Annotated in this window: 18 protein-coding genes and 2 riboswitches; of the genes, 11 read left to right on the top strand and 7 right to left on the bottom strand. The window is 50.3% G+C overall.

Features of this window, described 5'->3' with window-relative positions; genetic code table 11:
• Positions 1–146: 146 nt before the first annotated feature.
• Positions 147–1739, bottom strand: coding sequence for a CPBP family intramembrane glutamic endopeptidase (locus WFJ73_RS16010; RefSeq protein ID WP_336774028.1), 1593 nt, complete (start codon positions 1737–1739; stop codon positions 147–149).
• Positions 1740–1989: 250 nt separating this feature from the next.
• Positions 1990–2151, top strand: a riboswitch (cyclic di-AMP (ydaO/yuaA leader).
• A 71-nt stretch (positions 2152–2222) separates the two neighbouring features.
• Here WFJ73_RS16010 and WFJ73_RS16015 point away from each other — a divergent pair.
• Both WFJ73_RS16015 and WFJ73_RS16020 read left to right on the top strand, forming a co-directional pair.
• Complete coding sequence (locus WFJ73_RS16015; protein ID WP_336774029.1) at positions 2223–3563, top strand: TrkH family potassium uptake protein; 1341 nt, start codon at positions 2223–2225, stop codon at positions 3561–3563.
• 17 nt (positions 3564–3580) lie between these two features.
• Complete coding sequence (locus WFJ73_RS16020) at positions 3581–4243, top strand: potassium channel family protein (protein WP_015846363.1); 663 nt, start codon at positions 3581–3583, stop codon at positions 4241–4243.
• Positions 4244–4618: 375 nt separating this feature from the next.
• Here WFJ73_RS16020 and WFJ73_RS16025 read toward each other — a convergent pair whose 3' ends face one another.
• On the bottom strand, positions 4619–5497 hold the full coding sequence (locus WFJ73_RS16025) for a LysR family transcriptional regulator (RefSeq protein ID WP_336774030.1): 879 nt from the start codon (positions 5495–5497) through the stop codon (positions 4619–4621).
• Between the two features lie 331 nt (positions 5498–5828).
• Between WFJ73_RS16025 and WFJ73_RS16030 the strand changes: the two genes are divergently transcribed.
• From WFJ73_RS16030 to sdhB, 3 genes are read left to right on the top strand one after another with little or no spacing between them, the layout of a single operon-like run.
• Positions 5829–6500, top strand: a complete 672-nt coding sequence (locus WFJ73_RS16030; protein WP_336774031.1) for a succinate dehydrogenase cytochrome b558 subunit — start codon at positions 5829–5831, stop codon at positions 6498–6500.
• A 27-nt stretch (positions 6501–6527) separates the two neighbouring features.
• A complete protein-coding gene (gene sdhA / locus WFJ73_RS16035; RefSeq protein ID WP_336774032.1) occupies positions 6528–8285 on the top strand; it encodes a succinate dehydrogenase flavoprotein subunit in 1758 nt (585 codons plus the stop codon).
• Between the two features lie 2 nt (positions 8286–8287).
• Entirely contained in the window at positions 8288–9046 is a 759-nt protein-coding gene (gene sdhB / locus WFJ73_RS16040; RefSeq protein ID WP_201008007.1) for a succinate dehydrogenase iron-sulfur subunit, read from the top strand.
• 170 nt (positions 9047–9216) lie between these two features.
• On the opposite strand, the gene WFJ73_RS16045 is transcribed toward sdhB, so the two are convergent.
• Entirely contained in the window at positions 9217–9525 is a 309-nt protein-coding gene (locus tag WFJ73_RS16045) for a winged helix-turn-helix transcriptional regulator (protein WP_336774033.1), read from the bottom strand.
• Between the two features lie 195 nt (positions 9526–9720).
• On the opposite strand from WFJ73_RS16045, the gene WFJ73_RS16050 reads away from it, so the two are divergent.
• Positions 9721–10119 carry a DoxX family protein gene (locus WFJ73_RS16050; protein ID WP_336774034.1) on the top strand — a complete coding sequence of 133 codons (399 nt, stop codon included), beginning with the start codon at positions 9721–9723 and terminating at the stop codon, positions 10117–10119.
• Between the two features lie 76 nt (positions 10120–10195).
• On the opposite strand, the gene WFJ73_RS16055 is transcribed toward WFJ73_RS16050, so the two are convergent.
• The 3 genes from WFJ73_RS16055 to WFJ73_RS16065 form a co-directional block, all read right to left on the bottom strand.
• Positions 10196–10327 (bottom strand): hypothetical protein, encoded by a 132-nt coding sequence (locus WFJ73_RS16055; RefSeq protein ID WP_336774035.1) that lies wholly within the window; start codon positions 10325–10327, stop codon positions 10196–10198.
• A 213-nt stretch (positions 10328–10540) separates the two neighbouring features.
• Positions 10541–11350: a histidinol-phosphatase gene (locus WFJ73_RS16060; RefSeq protein ID WP_336774036.1), complete on the bottom strand. Its 810-nt coding sequence runs from the start codon at positions 11348–11350 to the stop codon at positions 10541–10543.
• Positions 11351–11391: 41 nt separating this feature from the next.
• Entirely contained in the window at positions 11392–12294 is a 903-nt protein-coding gene (locus WFJ73_RS16065) for a LysR family transcriptional regulator (RefSeq protein WP_336774037.1), read from the bottom strand.
• Positions 12295–12538: 244 nt separating this feature from the next.
• Here WFJ73_RS16065 and WFJ73_RS16070 point away from each other — a divergent pair, with 244 nt between their 5' ends.
• Both WFJ73_RS16070 and cysK read left to right on the top strand, forming a co-directional pair.
• Entirely contained in the window at positions 12539–13798 is a 1260-nt protein-coding gene (locus tag WFJ73_RS16070) for an MFS transporter (protein ID WP_336774038.1), read from the top strand.
• Between the two features lie 62 nt (positions 13799–13860).
• Positions 13861–14796, top strand: coding sequence for a cysteine synthase A (gene cysK, locus WFJ73_RS16075; RefSeq protein ID WP_336774039.1), 936 nt, complete (start codon positions 13861–13863; stop codon positions 14794–14796).
• A 533-nt stretch (positions 14797–15329) separates the two neighbouring features.
• Here cysK and corA read toward each other — a convergent pair.
• On the bottom strand, positions 15330–16265 hold the full coding sequence (gene corA / locus WFJ73_RS16080) for a magnesium/cobalt transporter CorA (protein ID WP_127493099.1): 936 nt from the start codon (positions 16263–16265) through the stop codon (positions 15330–15332).
• 362 nt (positions 16266–16627) lie between these two features.
• Positions 16628–16730, top strand: a riboswitch (SAM riboswitch).
• 103 nt (positions 16731–16833) lie between these two features.
• On the opposite strand from corA, the gene metA reads away from it, so the two are divergent.
• From metA to WFJ73_RS16095, 3 genes are read left to right on the top strand one after another with little or no spacing between them, the layout of a single operon-like run.
• Positions 16834–17751, top strand: a complete 918-nt coding sequence (metA, locus tag WFJ73_RS16085; RefSeq protein ID WP_336774040.1) for a homoserine O-acetyltransferase MetA — start codon at positions 16834–16836, stop codon at positions 17749–17751.
• Positions 17752–17796: 45 nt separating this feature from the next.
• Complete coding sequence (locus WFJ73_RS16090; RefSeq protein WP_336774041.1) at positions 17797–18960, top strand: aminotransferase class I/II-fold pyridoxal phosphate-dependent enzyme; 1164 nt, start codon at positions 17797–17799, stop codon at positions 18958–18960.
• Entirely contained in the window at positions 18957–20129 is a 1173-nt protein-coding gene (locus WFJ73_RS16095; RefSeq protein ID WP_336774042.1) for an aminotransferase class I/II-fold pyridoxal phosphate-dependent enzyme, read from the top strand. Before WFJ73_RS16090 ends, WFJ73_RS16095 begins: the two co-directional genes overlap by 4 nt.
• Positions 20130–20261: the final 132 nt, after the last annotated feature.

The following is a 20261-nucleotide window of genomic DNA, read 5'->3' on the forward strand; positions in this document are numbered from 1 at the left end:
GAAAAGTTTCTTACTCATGATAACCTCCTTAGATGCCCATACCAGTATACAAAAAGGACCCCACAGCCTAAACACTTTTTTTCAAGTGTTCAGTCTATGGGGTCCAGTTTAGGCGAGGATGCCTTCCTTTTTTATGAACAGTCCGATCAGGCCTGTATAAAGCGCCGTTTATGCCAGTACTTGATAACCCATGCAACGATAACAGGCAGAATCGCATAGATCAGCGCGGCGGTTATATTCACGCCTCCTCCAACGCTGACCAGCTCAAAGCTCATAATAAGGCTGTCCAGGATTGCGTGAGTGAACACGGCCGTAATAAAGCCATAGCGGAGGAAAATAAGACAAAATACCGTTCCCAGGATAACAAGCTCCACGATACGGGTATAGAACGGGAAGATCGGATAGCCGACATGTCCCAGCGCCCACATGATCGTCGGAATAAGCGTAGCGATAAACGTATTTTTGAACCACTTCTTGAATAGAGCAATGCCGAACAACCGGAATATCGCTTCTTCTGAAATGGCTGCGCACCAGGCCATCATCGGCATAAGCCACAGCATATCCGTATTGTAAGGCGACTGCGTAGCATCGCTGGTTGCCCAGGATCCTGCAAGGAACTTCATGGCGACCATAATGATCGCTTGCGCCCCAAGGATAATAGCTGCAAAGAGATAGGAAAGGCCAACGCTGCGCCAGACATGCTCGCCATAGCCTCGCTCGCGGAATCCCGGCCATAAGGGACGTTTTTGCGAGCGCCACATCCCGTCACCGGCGACTAAGGCGAAATAAACGGCAAGACCAACCGGAATCAGCAGCACGACGGTAATCATGACGGTAGCTTTCATCTCGGCATCCGACCGGCTCTGCTCGCCAAAGGTTGCCATGATACCGTCGAGAACATTGAGATTGTTATAAATGTAGAATACGATAAACACCAGGCTGATAAATATCCCGCGTTTAAAGGTCGTGTGCCCTCTGTACAAAATCGCGTAAATAAGCGATAAAACCAGGGAGATGAAGCACATGTACGCCAGGCTGACAACAGACAGCGCGCTGCCCGTCTTTTTCTGGCCTTCCACGTAAGAGACGTAATCGGCCGGTGCTTGGAAAGCTGGCTTGTATCTGGTGATCACTGCTTTATCATCAACAAGGCCTACTCCTATAATCAGCTCAAGAGAAGCGTCTCCAAGCGTATAACCGGTAGGATGCAGCACAGCGTCTCCTTGGTCATTGATGTATATGCTGTCCAATTCTTCCGACCGGAACCCTTTCGTTTCGGCAAAAGCCTTCGCTGACGTTTGAACCGATTGAGCATTGCCGGCAGATTGACCGCCAAGCCAATGCCAGCCTGTAATACTGCCGTTAGTCATATGTACGTAGACATAAGCTTTTGTCCCGTCCTCCAGATCCAGATTGACCTGGAACGTATCGGTCGGGAACTTGGCGTCATATTTATCTTCGAACTTTCCTAGCAGCTCTTCCTTGGAGAAATAACCGTTTGCCAGACTGTCGGTCTGATAAATCGTATGGGCGGCTACGGCTGTTTTGCCGAAATGTTCCTGAACGAACTTCTTAGCGGTTGACTCGGCTTCGCTTTTTGCAATAACTTCAGGTGTTGAGCTTGAGAACAGCTGGTCCCCGGCTGCAGGGCCGAACTGGGTAAAGATGAAAATAATTGCGCCTGCGACAGCAGCCCACAGGAATCTTTTCCAATCATGAGGAGCGATGGAAGGGATCATACAAAACCTCCATTTCGAATTCAGACGATGCTTCGCTACAGTAACAATACCACTATTAACCTGATTTATCCAATGCAGGCGAAAGTGGAGTATGGCAACGGAAAGCGATGAAATAAGGACTTGCAGCCAGTAAGTAACCCTTTGCTTTATAGCATTGCCCGTTTTTGAGCGAATTCCGCTTAATTATCGCTTAAGTTCATTTTGATCGTTTCCGTCGTTTAGGCGTATAATCGTAAACGTCATATTAATCGAATCGTATCAGCCGAGTTTCGTTTTTGAAAACGGGGGAACCAAACCGCTGTCCGGAGCAATCCGACAGCATGGGGTGAATTTCGAGCATTCCGCTTGAATAGGGCTGCCTTTCCAGGCCCGAATCCGTCAGCTAACCTCGTAGGCTGTGTGGAACAGGACTCATCTAGCATGGGAGTTCCCGTGCTTTTTTTTATGCCCAAATGTTGAAAGATCCATTAAAAGGAGACAAGAATGTCCAACTATCTCAATATTCTGAAATGGTCGCCGCCAAGGATTCTTGTCTTTGGTTTTGCCATGATTATCGTGATTGGAGCCGTGCTGCTGTCGATGCCCTTCGCCTCAAGCGATGGCTCGCGCCTGCCCTTTATCGATGCGTTGTTTACGGCAACCTCTGCGACCTGCGTGACCGGCCTTGTTGTTGTCGATACGGGTACATACTTCTCTACCTTTGGCAAAATTATCATCCTCTCGCTTATTCAAATTGGCGGATTAGGCTTTATGACAATGGCCACGCTGATTGCGTTGGTGCTGCGCAAGAGGATTTCGCTTAAGGAACGGCTCATTTTGCAGGAAGCCATGAATCAGACGAGTATGGAAGGGATCGTCCGGTTAATTCGAAGGGTTATTTTCTACTCTTTAACGATTGAGCTGGTTGGCGCTATTCTGTTCGCCGTTCGGTTTGCGTTTGATATGCCGTTGGGGCGAGCGGTTTGGTACGGTGTTTTCCATTCTATCTCCTTCTTTAACAACGCAGGCTTTGATATCTTCGGCCATTTCCGCAGCTTAACGATGTATGTAGGCGACCCGCTCGTTAATATCGTGTCGATGCTGCTCATTATTTTTGGCGGATTAGGCTTTATTGTAATGGCGGATTTGCTGGAGTACCGGAAAAACAAACGGCTCTCGCTGCACAGCAAGGTTGTCCTCTCGACAACCGGCATCCTGATTGCCGTTGGTGCCCTTGTTATCTTTATTTTCGAGTTTTCGAACAGCAATACGATGGGATCACTCAATTGGGGCGAAAAGATTCTGGCTTCCTTCTTCCAGTCCGTTACGCCAAGAACAGCAGGGGCCAATACGCTGGATTATACCCAGCTTCGGCAGGCTACCGTCTTTTTCACCGTTATTCTGATGTTTATAGGCGCTTCGCCGGGCTCTACAGGCGGAGGAATCAAGACAACAACCTTTACCACGATGGTCGGGGCGGTTATCGCGATGATCCGCGGGAGGGAAGATATCGTTCTTTTCCATTACAGGCTTGGAAAGGACCGGATCTTCAAGGCGCTAACGATTACGATGCTGTCGCTCACGCTGGTTATATTTGTAACGATGCTGCTGTCCACAACGGAAGACCAGCAGTTCCTGAAAATTTTATTCGAAACAACGTCGGCGTTTGGCACTGTTGGCCTTACGACGGGCATTACGCCCGAGCTGACGTTTTTCGGCAAAATAGTCATTGCGTTAACGATGTTCGCCGGCCGGCTTGGTCCTCTGACGCTTGCTTACGCGCTTGGACCAAAAACAGAGAAAGAGCTGTACCGGTACCCGGAAGGCAAAATTACGATTGGATAGGGGAATAGAGAGCAAGAATGAAGAACAATCAATTTGTGATCGTAGGCTTGGGGAGGTTCGGCTCCAGTCTTGGAAGAGAACTCATTAAGCTGGGCTACGAGGTGCTGGGAATCGACCGGGATGAGGAAGCCGTTCAGGAGATGAGCAATGTGCTGACCTATACGGTGTCGGCGGATTGCACGGACGAAGAGACGCTGCGATCACTTGGCGTTCGTAATTTTGACTGCGGAGTCGTGGCGATTGGCGATGACATTCAGGCCAGCATACTGACGACTATATTATTGAAGGATTTGGGCGTGAAGCGGGTTGTAGCCAAAGCAATGAGCGAGCTGCATGGACGCGTGCTGGAGAAAATTGGCGTCGACCGCGTTATTTATCCGGAACGGGATATGGGCATCCGGGTCGCCCATCAGCTTGTCTCCCCGAATCTGCTTGATTATATCGAGCTGTCGAAGGAGTATACCATTGCCGAGCTTTCGGTGCCGAAATGCCTGAACGGCAAGTCGCTTCAAGATATGAATTTGCGTGCCAGATTCGGATGCAGCATCGTAGCCATTAACAAGCCTTCCGGTATTATTATTGCTCCTACGGCGACGGATGTGGTGACGGAAAAGGACGTTATGGTCGTAATCGGAACAAACGACCAGATTGAACAGTTTGAAGAAACCATAATCAGGTGATGATAAGGACAGTGGGCGCCGTTAGCGTTCATTGTCCTTTTTGTTGGCTCGCTGGCTGAGGTGGGGAATGGATGGGGCGGGATGGCTCGGCGGGACGGGGTATCTCTTACGGCCGCTGTTGTCATTCCTTTGCACTGAATAGGGTTTACATAGGGGTAGCAAAGGAAGTGACAAAGGCGAACGCTGCGCTCCTCCAGAGATACCCCTTTCCCACCTCGCGCCGCACCCATCCATTCCCCCTGCGAGGGAATGAAAAAGGACAGTGAAGCGCTAAAAAGCGCCAACACTGTCCTCCCTTGCGGGAGCGAGAAGAGCGAAAAGAGTGAAAAGCACAAGAGAACAAGAGAACAAGAGCGAAAGACAAGAGCAACCTCTTTACTGACCCAACTCCGCAATCCACCGCCGAACCGCCGGATGTAAATCGGAAGGGTCATTGTGGATGAGACAAGTCGTTCGCTTGGTTTCTTCCAGCTCACGGATTGGGACAACGACAAGCTCGTTGTCGGCGAGCAACTGCTTGCGCATATAGGAATGCGGGAGCAGGGTTGCCGCGCGGCAGGTATGAAGAAGACGGACAATCGCCTCGAAGGAATCGATCTCCATCCGGACATCGGGCTGAAGATGGTATTTGGCGAATACTTCGTCGGTCAGCTTGCGGTACCATGTGCCTTTGGAGAACAAAATCATCGGCAGCCCGTTTAAATCTTCTATTGAAAGTGGCTCCTCATGCGTAACGGTTACGCTGGTCGGGATAACAAGCAGCAGATGATCGTCAAACAGCGGCACGCAGTGAAGCTGGGAATCTTCAATCATGGAAGCGACGATGGCGATATCCGCTTTATTGTCTCGTACAAGCGTGACAATCTCGTGGGTTTTGCCGGTTACGGCCTTGATATCGAATTCCGGATGACTGGCGTTTAGCGTTTTGATGAAATCGGGCAATGTGGTTTGAAGCGTCGTTAAGCTTGCCCCTATCGTAATGGAGGTTCGTCCCGCAGCGGTGTACTCTGCAACGGAATCCATGTAACGACGGTGCAGCTTGCGAAGGTTCACGGCATACTCGTAAGTCAATTGACCGACGCGGGTCAGCTCAAGTCGCTTGCCTACGCGTTCGAACAGCTTGGCGCCTATTTCTTCTTCAAGCTTTGCTATTTTGCGGGACAAGGCCGGCTGAGACAAATTAAGCAGGCTAGCTGCTTTATTCATGCTGGAATGTTCCACGATGGCAGCAAACATATGAAATTCTTCAATCATTTTGGTCTCCTCGATCGCTTATGTGAATTGGTTATAATAAATTATAATAAATATGCAATTCCATTATAAGCTCAAAAGGAGTAGGATTAAAAGGGTGGCATACACGGAACGTTCACAATTTTAATAACGCCCAAAAAGTGAAGCGCAAGCTTCAATGTTCAATCCTAGTACTTTGCGGGGACCCCATTGCAATAAAAGTCGGGAAATGAAACTTTCGCAAATGGTGTCGACTTTTGTTGACGGACTTAAAAGCCGGGGGTACAATGTAGAATGGTTTGTCAACAGTAAAAAATGTCATGGAGCGACCACAGTCTGGAAAGGAGAAGTATTAATGAAAGGAAATTCGTACTACTGGCGCAAGCTTCACTCTTTGCTTGGGGTGATTCCGCTGGGCATGTTTATCATCGTGCACGCCCTGGCCAATTTTCAGGCGTATGAGCGGGGGCCGGAAGGCTTCACCAGAGCGGTTAACTTTATTAACGGCCTGCCTGTCGTAACGCTGCTCGAGATCTTCGGCATCTATCTGCCGATTTTGTTCCACGGTGTTTACGGTTTGTATATGGCTTATCAGTCGAACCTCAACTCGGGACGTTTCAAATATGAGCGTAACTGGGCATTTACGTTGCAGCGTATTACAGGGGTAATCACGTTTATCTTTATTATCTGGCACGTATTCGAGACTCGCGTGCAGGTAGCGCTTGGCAATGTAACGCATGAAGAGCTTGGCTCGACCATGCATAATATTGCAACTAGCCCTGCTTTGTTCATTCTGTACCTCATCGGTATTCTGGCTGCCGTATTCCACTTCAGCAACGGCCTATGGGCGTTCCTGATCAGCTGGGGTATTACGGTATCTCCGAAAGCTCAACGGGTTTCGGCGAATATCTGCATGGTAATCTTTGTGCTTGTAGCTGCGCTGTTCATCCTGTCCCTCGTAGCGTTTATGGGCGACGAGTTCAAGGAAACGGCAAGTGCCGCATTGGCATTGACCAATATCGGTTAGTAGTATTTAGACAAGGAGCGAAACGTTATGGCTAAAAATAAAATTATCGTCGTTGGCGGCGGTCTTGCGGGCCTTATGGCAACCGTTAAAGCGGCGGAAGCGGGCGTGCATGTGGATCTGTTCTCCCTCGTGCCGGTGAAACGTTCCCATTCCGTTTGCGCGCAAGGCGGCATTAACGGCGCTGTTAATACAAAAGGTGAAGGCGACTCCCCTTGGGAGCATTTTGACGATACCGTATACGGCGGCGACTTCCTCGCGAATCAGCCTCCGGTAAAAGCAATGTGCGAAGCTGCGCCTGGCATTATCCACTTGATGGACCGCATGGGCGTTATGTTCTCACGTACGCCAGAAGGACTGCTTGACTTCCGTCGTTTCGGCGGCACGCAATATCACCGTACGGCATTCGCGGGCGCAACTACCGGCCAACAGCTGCTGTACGCACTGGACGAGCAAGTTCGCCGCTGGGAAGCAGCCGGTCTCGTAACGAAATACGAGCATTGGGAATTCCTTGGCGCCATACTGGATGACGAAGGCATCTGCCGCGGTGTTTCGGCACAAAGCCTGCGTACGATGGAAGTACATACTTTCGTCGGCGACGCCGTTATTCTCGCATCCGGCGGTCCTGGTATCATCTTCGGTAAAACAACGAACTCCGTTATCAATACGGGTACTGCGGCTTCTGCTGCATACCAGCAAGGCGTTCATTACGCAAACGGCGAATTTATTCAAATCCATCCGACAGCTATTCCAGGCGACGACAAGCTGCGCTTGATGTCCGAATCGGCTCGCGGAGAAGGCGGCCGGATCTGGACGTACAAAGACGGTAAGCCTTGGTACTTCCTTGAAGAGAAATACCCTGCGTACGGTAACCTTGTTCCGCGCGATATCGCTACTCGCGAAATCTTCAGCGTCTGCGTTGACGAGAAGCTTGGCATCAACGGAGAGAACATGGTTTACCTTGACCTGTCGCACAAAGATCCGAAGGAGCTTGACGTTAAGCTTGGCGGCATCATCGAGATTTACGAGAAGTTCATGGGCGACGATCCGCGTAAAATTCCAATGAAAATCTTCCCTGCGGTTCACTATTCGATGGGCGGCATGTGGGTTGACTATAACCAAATGACGAACATCCCTGGTCTGTTCGCTGCAGGCGAATGCGAATACCAATACCACGGCGCGAACCGTCTTGGCGCGAACTCGCTCCTGTCCGCTATCTTTGGCGGTATGGTTGCCGGTCCTAAAGCCGTTGAATACATTAAAGGCCTTAAGAAATCGTCTGAAGACATTTCCTCTTCGGTATTCGACCGCGAGAAGAAACGCCATGAAGACAAGTACAACAAGATCCTCGGCATGAACGGTACCGAGAATGCTTACGTAATCCACAAAGAGCTTGGCGAGTGGATGACAACCAATATGACGGTTGTACGCTTCAATGACAAGCTGCAGCAAACGATCGATAAGATCAAAGAGCTGAAGCAACGTTACCAAAACATCAATATCAACGACTCGCTCAAATGGAACAACTCCAGTGTAGCGTTCACGCGTCAGCTGTGGAACATGCTTGAGCTGTCCGAAGCGATGACTCTGGGTGCTTTGCTCCGTGACGAAAGCCGCGGCGCGCATTACAAGCCGGACTTCCCGGACCGTAATGACGAGGCCTTCCTCAAAACAACAAAAGCAACCTGGACGCCTGAAGGTCCGCAAATCTCGTATGAGGATGTTGATACTTCCCTCATCAAACCGCGTAAACGCGACTATACAGCCAACAAGAAGAAAGGAGAATAACAATGGCTCAAACGACAGCAACGAAAACCGTAAAATTCGTTATTACCCGTCAAGACGGTCCGGACTCCGCACCTTATACCGAAGAGTTTGAGATTCCTTACCGCGCCAACATGAACGTTATCAGCGGCTTGATGGAAATTCAGCGTAATCCGAAAAAATCGGATGGTGCAAACACGGCTCCGGTATGCTGGGAATCCAACTGCCTTGAGGAAGTGTGCGGTGCCTGCTCGATGGTCATCAACGGCAAGCCTCGTCAGGCCTGCAGCGCGCTGATCGATAAGCTGGAGCAGCCGATTCGCCTCGAGCCGATGCGCACATTCCCTGTCGTGCGTGACCTTGTTATTAACCGCGAGCGCATGTTCAACGCGCTGAAACGGGTTAAAGCATGGATTCCGATCGACGGCACGTATGATCTGGGCCCTGGCCCTCGTCTGGCTGAAGAGAAGCGCCAATGGGCATACGAGCTGTCCAAGTGCATGACTTGCGGCGTTTGTATGGAAGCTTGCCCGAACGTTAACGATCGCAACAGCTTTATCGGCCCGCAAGCGATCTCCCAGGTCCGCCTCTTCAACGTTCACCCTACGGGTGAAATGAACAAGGCTGAACGTCTGGAGACGCTGATGGAAGACGGCGGTATCGAAGGATGCGGCAACTCGCAAAACTGCGTGCGTTCTTGCCCGAAAGGCATTCCGCTTACGACTTCAATCGCTGCAATCAACCGTGATACGACCAAACAATTGTTCAAAAAATGGCTTGGTTAAGATGGACGCCCTCCGCACAGCGGGGGGCTTTTTCTTGCTCTTACTTGATAATGATAACTATTATCAATATAGTAATGGAGTTAGCGGTGAAAGTCAACTCACGCAAAAAAGCTGCGCGGGACAGGATAGAGACATCCTTAGTCCAGCACAGCTTTTTTTGTTGTACAGCTTTACATCCATTGCTCGCCCCAGCTTTGAATCGATTCGATTACGGGCTGGAGCTCGCGACCCTTCGGCGTTAACTCATATTCGATTCGAACAGGCATTTCAGGATAGACAGTTCGTTTCACGATGCTCTGACTCTCTAGTTCCTTCATCCGATCCGTTAACATTTTGTCGCTCATCTCGGGGATCTGCTCTTTAATTTCCTTGAACCGTTTCGGTCCGCCAAGCATAACCCGGATGATAAGCCCTGTCCATTTCTTACCTAGAATGTCGGCCGCAGCTTCATACTTTGGGCACATAGTTGAATAATCCAACGCGATCACCCCTTTTTCTACCTATATTGTAGCATATGTTCTAAGGAAAAGTAAGTTCGTTAGTATAGCCAAATTTGGGTATTTGCTATTTTTTATTTATTTACTTGACTAAAGTAAGTAACATACATTATGATAAGTGCATCAAAGAGAGCGGCCGCTCTACAAACGAGAAGAGATAAAGGGAGAGGTACTATTATGATAGATACAGGATTATTGATTATACGGGTTATCATTGGTTTATTAATGATTGGACACGGCGCGCAGAAGCTGTTTGGCTGGTTCGGCGGATACGGTCTGAAAGGCACTGGCGGATGGCTGGAATCGATCGGAATGAAGCCTGGCGTATTGATGGCAGCCGGTGCGGGTTTGTTCGAGGTATTGGGCGGCGTACTGTTTGGAGCGGGGCTTTGGGTGGAAGTGGGAGCGGCATTGCTGATCCTTACCATGATTGTTGCGATTGCGAAGGTGCATGGCGCTAACGGCCTTTGGGTTACTCAAAACGGTTACGAGTACAACCTGGTTCTAATTGCCGTTCTTCTTGGCGTAGCCTTCACGGGCGCCGGAGATTTTTCGATCGACGCTTTGCTGAAATAAGACGAATAAGGAAAAGCACCTCAGGTTTCTGCGCGGGCAGACTCCGGGGTGCTTTTCGCGTTGTTAGACATAACGGTCAAATCCGGATGATGGTAAGCCCGGCGATCGTCAAAATAAAAGCGGCCCATTGGGCACGGTTCAGCTTTTCCTTGTAGACGAGTATGGAGCCTGCTGCGACAAGGCGCTGCCGGCTGCGATTGCCAGCCACATCCGTTTGTCATCTCCTACCTGAAATTGTTACACAATTGAAATAGTCCTGTTACGGTACAAACATATTATTAGGCTATTATAATAAACAAGACCCCCTTTTAATATATCGATTTTGGACCTGTGAGCGCACAGGTCCACTTTTTTTGTCCGGAAACGGAAAAGCACAAAACAAAAAAGGCTCTGCCAGGTGGCAAAGCCGGAATTTCTATTATTACAACGGAACGATGATTTGCCGGCGCTTGCGGTAGAAGACCCATTGCGAGAAGCCGATTTCCTTCAGGCGCTTGCGCACCAGCTCGAAATCCTCTCCTATACGGCTTGGTTTATGAGCGTCGGAGCCAAACGTGACGTTTACTCCAAAATGAAGCGCTCTCTCGAGAATCGCATCGGAAGGGTACCAGCCGCCAACATCCTTAGTGCCGCCAGACGTATTGATTTCAATGGCAACGTCGCAGTTGGCGATAACACGGAGCGTATCGTCAATAACGTCATTAGCCGGAATGTCGGAGAAGGCCGGGTAATAGCCCTTCATCGCATCGATATGGCCTAATATGTCAAACATACCGCTGCGGGCGGATTGCTGAATCAGCTCGTAATAAGCGACTTTTTCCGAAATTTGCTTCTCATCGGACAAGCCTTTCCAGCGGTTGCGGTTAAAGATGCTTACTCCGCTGACCTGATGGACCGAACCAATCAAATAGTCAAACGGGATATTGCGGTAAGCATCCCGATAAGTATCGGCATGCTGCGGGAAGAAATCCGACTCCATGCCCAGGAGTACTTCAATGCGGTCCTTATATTTTTCCTTGAGGCGAAGAATCTCGTCTACATAACTCTGGAAATCGCTTCGGGCCATAGCGATGCCGGGAAAAGGCTGGTCCTGTTCGCTCCCGAAATAAGGCGAATGGTCGGAAATACCAATAACTTGGAGGCCAGCGTCAAGTGCGGCAATAATATAATCTTCGATCATGCCGTCGGCGTGGCCGCAACGTTCGTGATGAGTGTGCAAATCGAATTTCATAATGAGCTCCTCCTAAAAACGAAATGATTCGTAAGTTTGGTTTACTCGCTGCCAAGAAATGATTGCTCAGGCATGCCTTTTAAGTCGCTTAAAAACTGCTGCATGGCTGTATTTAAATATCTGCCGGATTTATAGACGACAGCTACCGGGTGCTCTGGCTCAAGCTCTGCCACTTTGATGATCTTTAGTGAGCCAAGCTTCAACTCATTGGCAATAGACAGTTTGGAAACGACGGCAATGCCAAGATTTATTTCAACCATTCGTTTTACTTCTTCGCTGCTCGACAGCTCCATAATAATATTCGGCTGGATATTGTTCTTCTTGAAGATTTGATCCAGGGAACGGCGGCCCAACGTGTCAGGCGCAAGCATGATAAAGGGGAAGTCCTTGACCATATCTATCGTAGTATGTGCCACTTGGCTTAATGGATGAGCGGGAGAAGCAACGAGGACAAAGGAATCGTAATAAAGAATGGATGTGTCCATGTTCGGATTTTTTTCCGATATGTAAGTAATGCCCATATCGACGGAGCCGTTCTCTACGCTGGCCAGAACTTGCGAGGATGGCATCGTGTGGATCGTCGTTTTGATAAGCGGGTACTGGTCCTGAAAATAAGATAACACCCGGGGCAATATCTGAATGGCCATGGATGAGGTGGTTCCAAGTACGATATGGCCTTGAGGTATCGCATTCAGATCGGACAGCTTCTGCTTTAATTCTTCAACAACCGCAAGTATTCTCTCCGCGTGCTCCAGAAAAACTTTTCCGTGGTCGGTCAGGGTAACAGGCTGATTGCGATCGATGAGAACTGTCTTGAATTCGTCCTCCAGCGTCTTGATTTGTGCAGAGACGGCCGGCTGTGTCAAATTCAGCAGCTCGCCGGCTTTGCGGAAGCTCATCGTCTTGGATATGGTGAGGAGCGTTTCAAGCTGGCTAATATTCAATTCAATTCCCCCTCGAACAAGATCACTATTTATTATAAAGCAAATGGGTGATTACAGCAAAAAAACGGTCAAGCTTCAAAAATTCTTAAGAAGATGCTTTCGAAGCATGATCACCGCAAACGGCTCATGTTAATTTTTTGTATGGCTATTCATTTTAAAAGGAATAAATGGGGGATCGTCGAACTATTGCTGAAGTATGGCCAATAACCTAAAACGGGGGGCGTTTGTTCTGGATCATAGAGCATTGCGTGGCTGGAAAATGTACGACTGGGCAAACTCCGCCTTTGCCACAACGATGATGGCAGCGGTGCTGCCGGTTTATTATTCCGATGTCGCAGGCGTTCATCTGGCGGGCAACCGGGCCGAGACCTATTGGGGTTATACCCAAAGCATTGCAATGCTGCTGGTGGCCGTGTTTTCGCCGATTCTTGGGGCTATTGCCGATTATACGGGCTCCAAGCTGAGATTTCTGTCGGTATTTATGCTGCTTGGCGTCTTGTCCTGCGTATTTATGGCGTTTGCCGGGGAGGGAGATTGGCTGCTGGCCTCAAGCTTGATGGTGCTAGGCTCCATAGGCTTCTCCGGAGGAAATACCTTCTATGACGCGATGCTGGCGGATGGCGTACCGCAGGAGTTAAGAGACCGCGTCAGCTCGCAGGGTTATGCTTACGGTTATGCCGGAGGCGGCCTGCTGCTGCTTATTAACGTTATCATGATTGAAGGCTGGGAGAAGCTGGGCTTCCCAAGCAAAACCTTTGCTACTCAAATGGTCTTTATTACGGTGGGGATTTGGTGGCTGCTGTTCTCCATTCCGATTCTTCGCTGGATGAAGGAAACCAGGAAGCAAACCGGCCATCTTGGCAAAAGTGAAATCATTCGGGCGGGCTTTGTCCGGATTGGGAAAACCTTTTCGGTTATTAAGCGATATCCCGAGCTTTTGAAATATATGGCTTCATTCTGGTTTTTCAACGATGGGATCAATACGGTTATCGTTATGGCAACGATTTACGGAGCGGGCATCGGCATTGAGACAAGCGATCTGATTATTGCGCTGCTGATTACGCAGTTTGTCGGGTGGCCGTGCACGATCCTGTTCGGCAGGCTGGCCGGACGTTTCGGGTCGAAGCGCATGCTGTACTATTCCTTGCTGATCTATGTCCTTATCGTCTGCCTTGGTTTCTTTATGACCAGCGCCATTCATTTCTATGCGCTTGCCATCATGGTTGGCCTTGTCCAGGGCGGGAGCCAGGCGGTGGCCCGTTCGATCTATGCCAATCTGGTGCCGCCTTCGCGGACCGGCGAGTTTTTTGGCTTTTTGGCGCTGTCGAGCAAGTTCTCCTCCTTTGCGGGTCCGTTTGTCTTCTCCGTGGTTGGGACCGTCACCGGTTCGAGCCGGGTCGCGATCTTGTCTCTGATTGCTTTTTTTATAATCGGAATCGTTCTATTGTGGAAGGTGAATTTGGAAAAAGGCGCGCGCGAAGCGGCAGAGGAAGAGATGGCATAAGCAGGCTTCCGCAGCAAATGCTATAATGGGTAGTGATCCAATATAGAAAGGTGCGATTATGAATGCCACGCATTTACAGTAATTTGACTGAGCTGATCGGCAACACACCATTGCTCGAGCTTACTCATTACAATAAGAGTCAGGATTCGCTTGCGAAAGTTATCGCCAAGCTGGAGTATTTCAATCCGGCTGGCAGCGTGAAGGACCGAATTGGTTTCGCGATGATTAAGGATGCGGAGGAAAAAGGCAAGCTTGTTCCGGGATCCGTTATTATTGAGCCTACAAGCGGCAATACCGGCATCGCGCTGGCTTTTGCGGCGGCGGCTTTGGGCTACCGGTTAATTATTATTTTGCCGGAGTCGTTCAGTATCGAACGCCGCAAGCTGCTGGAGGCGCTTGGCGCGGAGCTTGTGCTTACGCCGGCATCCGAGGGCATGTCGGGCGCAATCCGTAAAGCCGATGAACTTGCTGCTCAAATTCCAGGCTCCTACATACCGATGCAATTCAGCAATCCCGCGAACCCCGAGATTCATAAAGCAACAACGGCGGAGGAAATCTGGCGCGATACCGACGGACAGGTGGACATCTTTGTTGCCGGCGTAGGTACGGGCGGCACGATCTCCGGCGTAGGCGAACGCTTGAAGGAGCTTAATCCAAACGTGAAGATTGTTGCCGTTGAGCCGTTTAGCTCCGCGGTGTTATCGGGCGGCGAAAGAGGCCCTCACCTGATCCAGGGGATTGGAGCGGGCTTTGTGCCGGATAATTATAACGCGTCCGTCGTGGACGAGATTATTACGGTCAAAAACGAAGACGCGTACCGCATTTCCCGTATGCTGGCTCGCAGCGAAGGCTTGCTGGTCGGTATCTCTTCCGGCGCCGCGGCATTCGCGGCTTCCCAATTAGCCAAGCGCCCCGAGAACAAGGACAAAACGATCGTTGTCCTTCTCCCCGATACGGGCGAACGCTACCTGTCGGCGAATTTGTACGACGAAGCTTAATATGGCGCGAGAGGTATTCTTTCTCTGGAGCAGCACAATAAGACCCTACGAGGGTCTTATTGTGCTATTAGGGGGTTGAAGCGGTAGTGATAAGACCCTGCCAGGGTCTTATCATCTGCGTGAGCAGGGTGAAAATGGCGAAAGTGATCAGTTGGCGATGCAATAAGACCCCACAAGGGATCTTATCACGCTCATTGTATTGTTAACTCGGGCTCGTGCGCAGCACCTGAGCCCTCCTTCTCGGCCCTACCCCAAAGCCGCCGGGGGTTTGGGCGGCGATGCTGGGAGCCCGGTGGGCGGTCGGGGAGGGGCGCAGGGGTAAGGGGGAGATCTCCATTGAAGAGCGGAGCGTCCGCCTTTGTCTACACTTTGCAACCTTGAAACATCAGTTCAGGCAAAGTGTAGACAACAGCGGCTGAAAGGAGATCTCCCCCGTCCCCGGAGCACACCGACCCGACCGACCCGATCGCCCCATCCAACCGAGCCACAAAGCGAACAGCAAAAAACCGCCCCAACACCAGGGCGGCTCCACCTCATAACCATTTTTTCTTCCTAAACACAACAAGCATTCCTACTCCCAACGCGAGCATGATGCCAAGCAGGATAATCGATCCGCCTCGCACATGCATTCCCGGAATAAAGTCGAAGTTCATTCCATAGATCCCGGTAATAAAGGTCAGCGGCATGAAGATCGTGGTCATCGCGGTAAACACGCGCATGATTTCGTTCGCCCGGGCGGAGATGGTCGACTGATAAGCTTCTCGTAAGTTGCCCATGAGCTCTCGGTACGTATCGAAGGACTCGGCGATTTTTACGGCGTTCTCGTAGATGTCGCTGAAGTACTTTTGCAGCTGGTCATCGATCAGCTTCAAATCCCGCTTGTTCAGCGTGGCGATAAGGTCCTTTTGCGGGCCAAGCACTTTCTTCAGCCACAAAATCTCGCCGCGAAGACCGATGATTTCGTTCAGATGCGTTTTTTTCGTATTCATTAATATATCTTCTTCCAGCATCTCGATCCGGTTGTCTATCCGGTCGCCTACGAGGAAGTAATTGTCGACCACGATGTCGACGAGATGGTATAAGAAATAGTCCGGCCGGTTAACTTCCTGTTCCCACAGAACGGGTTTCAGCGTGCGCAGCTCGTTCAGCTTTTGCTTCGTAATCGTAATAATATAATGACGGCCTAGAAAAATATTCAGCGCACGGAGGAAAATTTCCTCGTCATCGAACCGGATACTGTTAATTACGATAAAATATTGGTTTTCATAAATTTCGATTTTCGGACGCTGCTCTTCTTCGCTCAGGCAGTCTTCGACGGCCAGATCATGCATGCCGAACAGCGGCTGCAGGATCGCGAGGTCTTCCACGTCGGCATCAATCCAATAGAAGCCTTCCGCTGCCGGAACCAGCGTTTCATTAATGTCTTCGATCAGGGTAAATAACCCGTTGTTTACATGACGAATTTTCATCCGAGCTTCTCCTCTCTTGTGACGAGCTGCCGGATGAACGAGCAAAAGAACGGACTTAGAACGCAAACGCCCGCTTGAGCAACGATAGATCCGGCAGCTGCCGTATTCGGTTGTTGTCAGGCTTAGGTCGATCGCCTTCCATGTCTGTTTGCACTCCTTTACCCTTTATTCTTCATGAAAAATCGGCTTTTAATCCTTGTCTAGTATACTCCCCCATACACTTTACATTCAAGCGGAAAAATAGGCCGACCGCCTTCAGAAAAAGCCTTCTACAGCATATGTCAATAACGTCCTTGACGCGAATGGCAGAATCCATTAAAGTTAAGAATAGAATTGGATTTCGACAACCGAATAGAACCACTTTCTTATCAAGAGCAGGCGGAGGGACTAGCCCGATGAAGCCCGGCAACCGGCGTAAGCACGGTGCTAATTCTTGCGGAAACATTAGTTTCTGAGAGATGAGGGAGGCGAGAGCTCTTTTTTTTGATGAGCGCACGACCTTTTCTCACGGCAGAAAGGGTCTTTTTGCGTTGAGAAGGCCGATATCGAAGCAAAGGAGTGAATCGCAATGCCGATTAAAGTACCTGATTCTTTACCAGCCAAAGAGATTTTGAACAATGAGAACATTTTCGTTATGGATGAAAGCACCGCTTTCCATCAAGACATCCGTCCATTACGGATTGCCATATTAAACTTGATGCCGACCAAGGAAACGACGGAAACGCAGCTTCTTCGCCTGATTGGCAATACGCCGCTGCAGGTGGAGATTGTATTGCTGCATCCGAAGACCCATACGTCCAAGAACACGTCGCACGAGCATCTGGAATCGTTCTACAAAACCTTCGATGACATTAAGGACCAGTATTATGACGGTCTTGTTATTACTGGAGCTCCGGTCGAGCATCTCAACTTCGAGGACGTGAATTACTGGGAAGAGCTGAAGGACATTATGGATTGGAGCAGACGTCAGGTGACTTCGACCTTCCATATCTGTTGGGCCTCGCAGGCCGGCTTGTACCATCATTACGGCGTACCGAAATACGAACTGGACAAAAAGATTTTCGGCGTGTTCCCGCATACAACCGAGAAGCAGAACGTGAACTTGCTTCGCGGCTTTGACGAAATGTTCTTTGTGCCGCAGTCCCGGCATACCGAAGTTCGCCGCGAGGATATCGAGAATATCGGGGATCTGGAGATTTTGTCCGAGTCCGAAGAATCGGGCGTATATATTGTAGCTTCCAAGGACGGCAGGCAAATTTTCGTCAGCGGGCATTCGGAATACGATCCGCTTTCGCTGAAATACGAGTATGACCGCGATAAAGCAAAAGGGCTGGAGATTGAGCTTCCGAAGAACTATTTCCCGGGAGATAATCCGGAAAAACTCCCTTATTCGACATGGCGCTCCCATGCGAACTTGCTGTTCTCGAACTGGTTGAACTATTATGTATACCAACAAACGCCTTATGATCTGGGCGCAGGTATCTAAATAATAAATTAGACATGACGAAGACGAAGGAGACGGACGAACTTTATGAAAATTGAAAGTCATCTTGCGCATATCGGTTCCGAGAAGGAGCCTGTTACGGGTGCGGTAAGCTTCCCGATTTATCAAGCCACGGCGTTCCGCCATCCTAAGCTTGGCCAAAGCACGGGGTTTGATTACGCCCGCACCAAAAGTCCGACGCGTACCGTTCTGGAAGAAGCGGCGGCTCAGCTCGAATCCGGCGATGCAGGGTTTGCCTGTAGCTCCGGTATGGCCGCTCTGACAACGATCTTCGCTTTGTTCAGCCAAGGCGACCATCTGATCGTATCGCTTGACTTGTACGGCGGCACATACCGTTTGCTTGAAAAAATCATGTCCAGATACGGCGTTACGGCTTCGTACGTAGATACCAATGATCTTGACGGCATGTCCGAGCTGCTCCAGCCGAACACGAAGGCGGTTCTGATCGAGACGCCAACGAATCCACTGATGATGATTACCGACTTGGAGCGGGTATCCGCTTGGGCGAAGTCCAAAGGACTTCTTACTATTGTAGATAATACGCTGCTAACACCGTTTTTCCAGCGTCCTATAGAGCTTGGCGCGGACATCGTCGTCCACAGCGCAACCAAATATTTGGGCGGTCACAATGACGTCCTTGCCGGCCTGATCGTAACGAAAGGCAAAGAGCTCTCCGAGCAAATGGCTTTCCTGCATAATTCGCTTGGCGCCGTTCTTGGACCGCAGGACTCCTGGCTTCTAATGCGCGGCATGAAGACGCTGGCGCTTCGCATGGAACGCCATCAGCTTAACGCAACGGCTATTGCGAATTATTTGCTGGAGCATGAGGCGATTGAGGATGTTTATTATCCTGCGCTGCCTCATCATCCTGGTCACGATGTGCAGAACAAGCAATCCTCGGGCAATACCGGCATTTTCTCCTTCCGACTGAAGGATGCCCGTTACGTAGAGCCAATTCTTCGTCATATCAAGCTGATCGCGTTTGCGGAAAGCCTTGGCGGCGTAGAGTCGCTTATGACTTACCCGGCTGTTCAGACTCATGCGGATATTCCGTTGGAAATCCGTCAAAAGATCGGCGTCGACGACCGTCTCCTCCGCTTCTCGGTAGGAATCGAGCATGCCGATGATTTGATTGCCGATCTCGAGCAGGCTTTGGCTGAGGCAAAACGCGAAATCGAGGAGGCTATATGAGCGACAGACATAATCCCGAAAAAATCGCTGGACGCAACTTTGCGACAAAGCTGCTTCACTTCGGCGCTGAAATCGATGAACAAACCGGGGCATCCAGTGCACCGATTTTCCAAGCGTCAACCTTCCATCAGGCGGACATTCAAAATCCTCCGCATCATGATTACAGCCGTTCGGGCAACCCGACGCGCGAAGCGCTGGAAAACTATATCGCTTTGCTGGAAGGCGGCACCCGCGGCTTCGCTTTCGCTTCCGGCATGGCAGCGATCTCGACGGCGTTTATGCTGCTGTCCGCAGGAGACCATGTAATCGTAACGGAGGATGTGTACGGCGGTACATACCGTTTGCTTACGGCTGTGCTGACCCGTTTCAATATCGAAACCACGTTTGTGGACATGACGGATTTCGATCAGGTAAAAGACGCGATTAAACCGAACACAAAAGCGGTGTTTATGGAGACGCCATCCAACCCGACGCTCAAGATTACGGATATCGCGCGGGTAACGGGCTGGGCAAAAGAAAACGGCCTTCTGACGATGCTCGACAATACGTTTATGACGCCTTACCATCAGCGTCCGTTTGAGCTTGGCGTGGATATCGTGCTTCATAGCGCTACGAAGTTCCTGAGCGGCCACAGCGACGTGCTGGCCGGACTGGCTGTAACGATTGATGAAGCGCTCGGACGCCGGCTGTATCAGCTTCAGAACGGCCTCGGCGCGGTGCTGAGCGCTCACGAGAGCTGGCTTCTGATGCGCGGCATGAAGACGCTGCAAGCCCGCATGGAGCATAGCGAGCGCAGCGCCCGAAGACTCGCCGAATGGTTGAATGAGCATCCGGAGGTTACGAGAGTGTACTACCCTGGCCTTGAGGATCATCCGGGTCGCGAGATTCACGAGAAGCAGTCGAAGGGCTATGGCGCCGTTGTTTCCTTCGACGTTGGCAGCGGCGAACGCGCAGCTGCGCTTCTGAGCCGCGTTCAGCTGCCGCTGGTTGCGGTCAGCCTTGGAGCGGTGGAAAGCATTTTATCTTACCCGGCCAAAATGTCGCATGCGGCAATGCCTAGGGAAGTCCGCTACGAGCGGGGAATTACGGACGGTCTCGTTCGTTACTCGGTAGGTCTCGAATATATCGAAGATCTGATAGCGGATTTGGACGCTGCCCTGCGCGGGTAATTTTCGTTCAAATTAAGCGAAAAATGCGGCTGTCGCTTGCGACAGGCCGTATTTTTTCGTTTTTCCGTAACATACGAAAGATGACGGACAAGAACGAGATATGATAGGATTAGTTGATAGCTATTAAGAACG

The organism is Paenibacillus sp. MMO-58, assembly GCF_037146255.1.
Taxonomy (GTDB): Bacteria; Bacillota; Bacilli; order Paenibacillales; family Paenibacillaceae; genus Pristimantibacillus.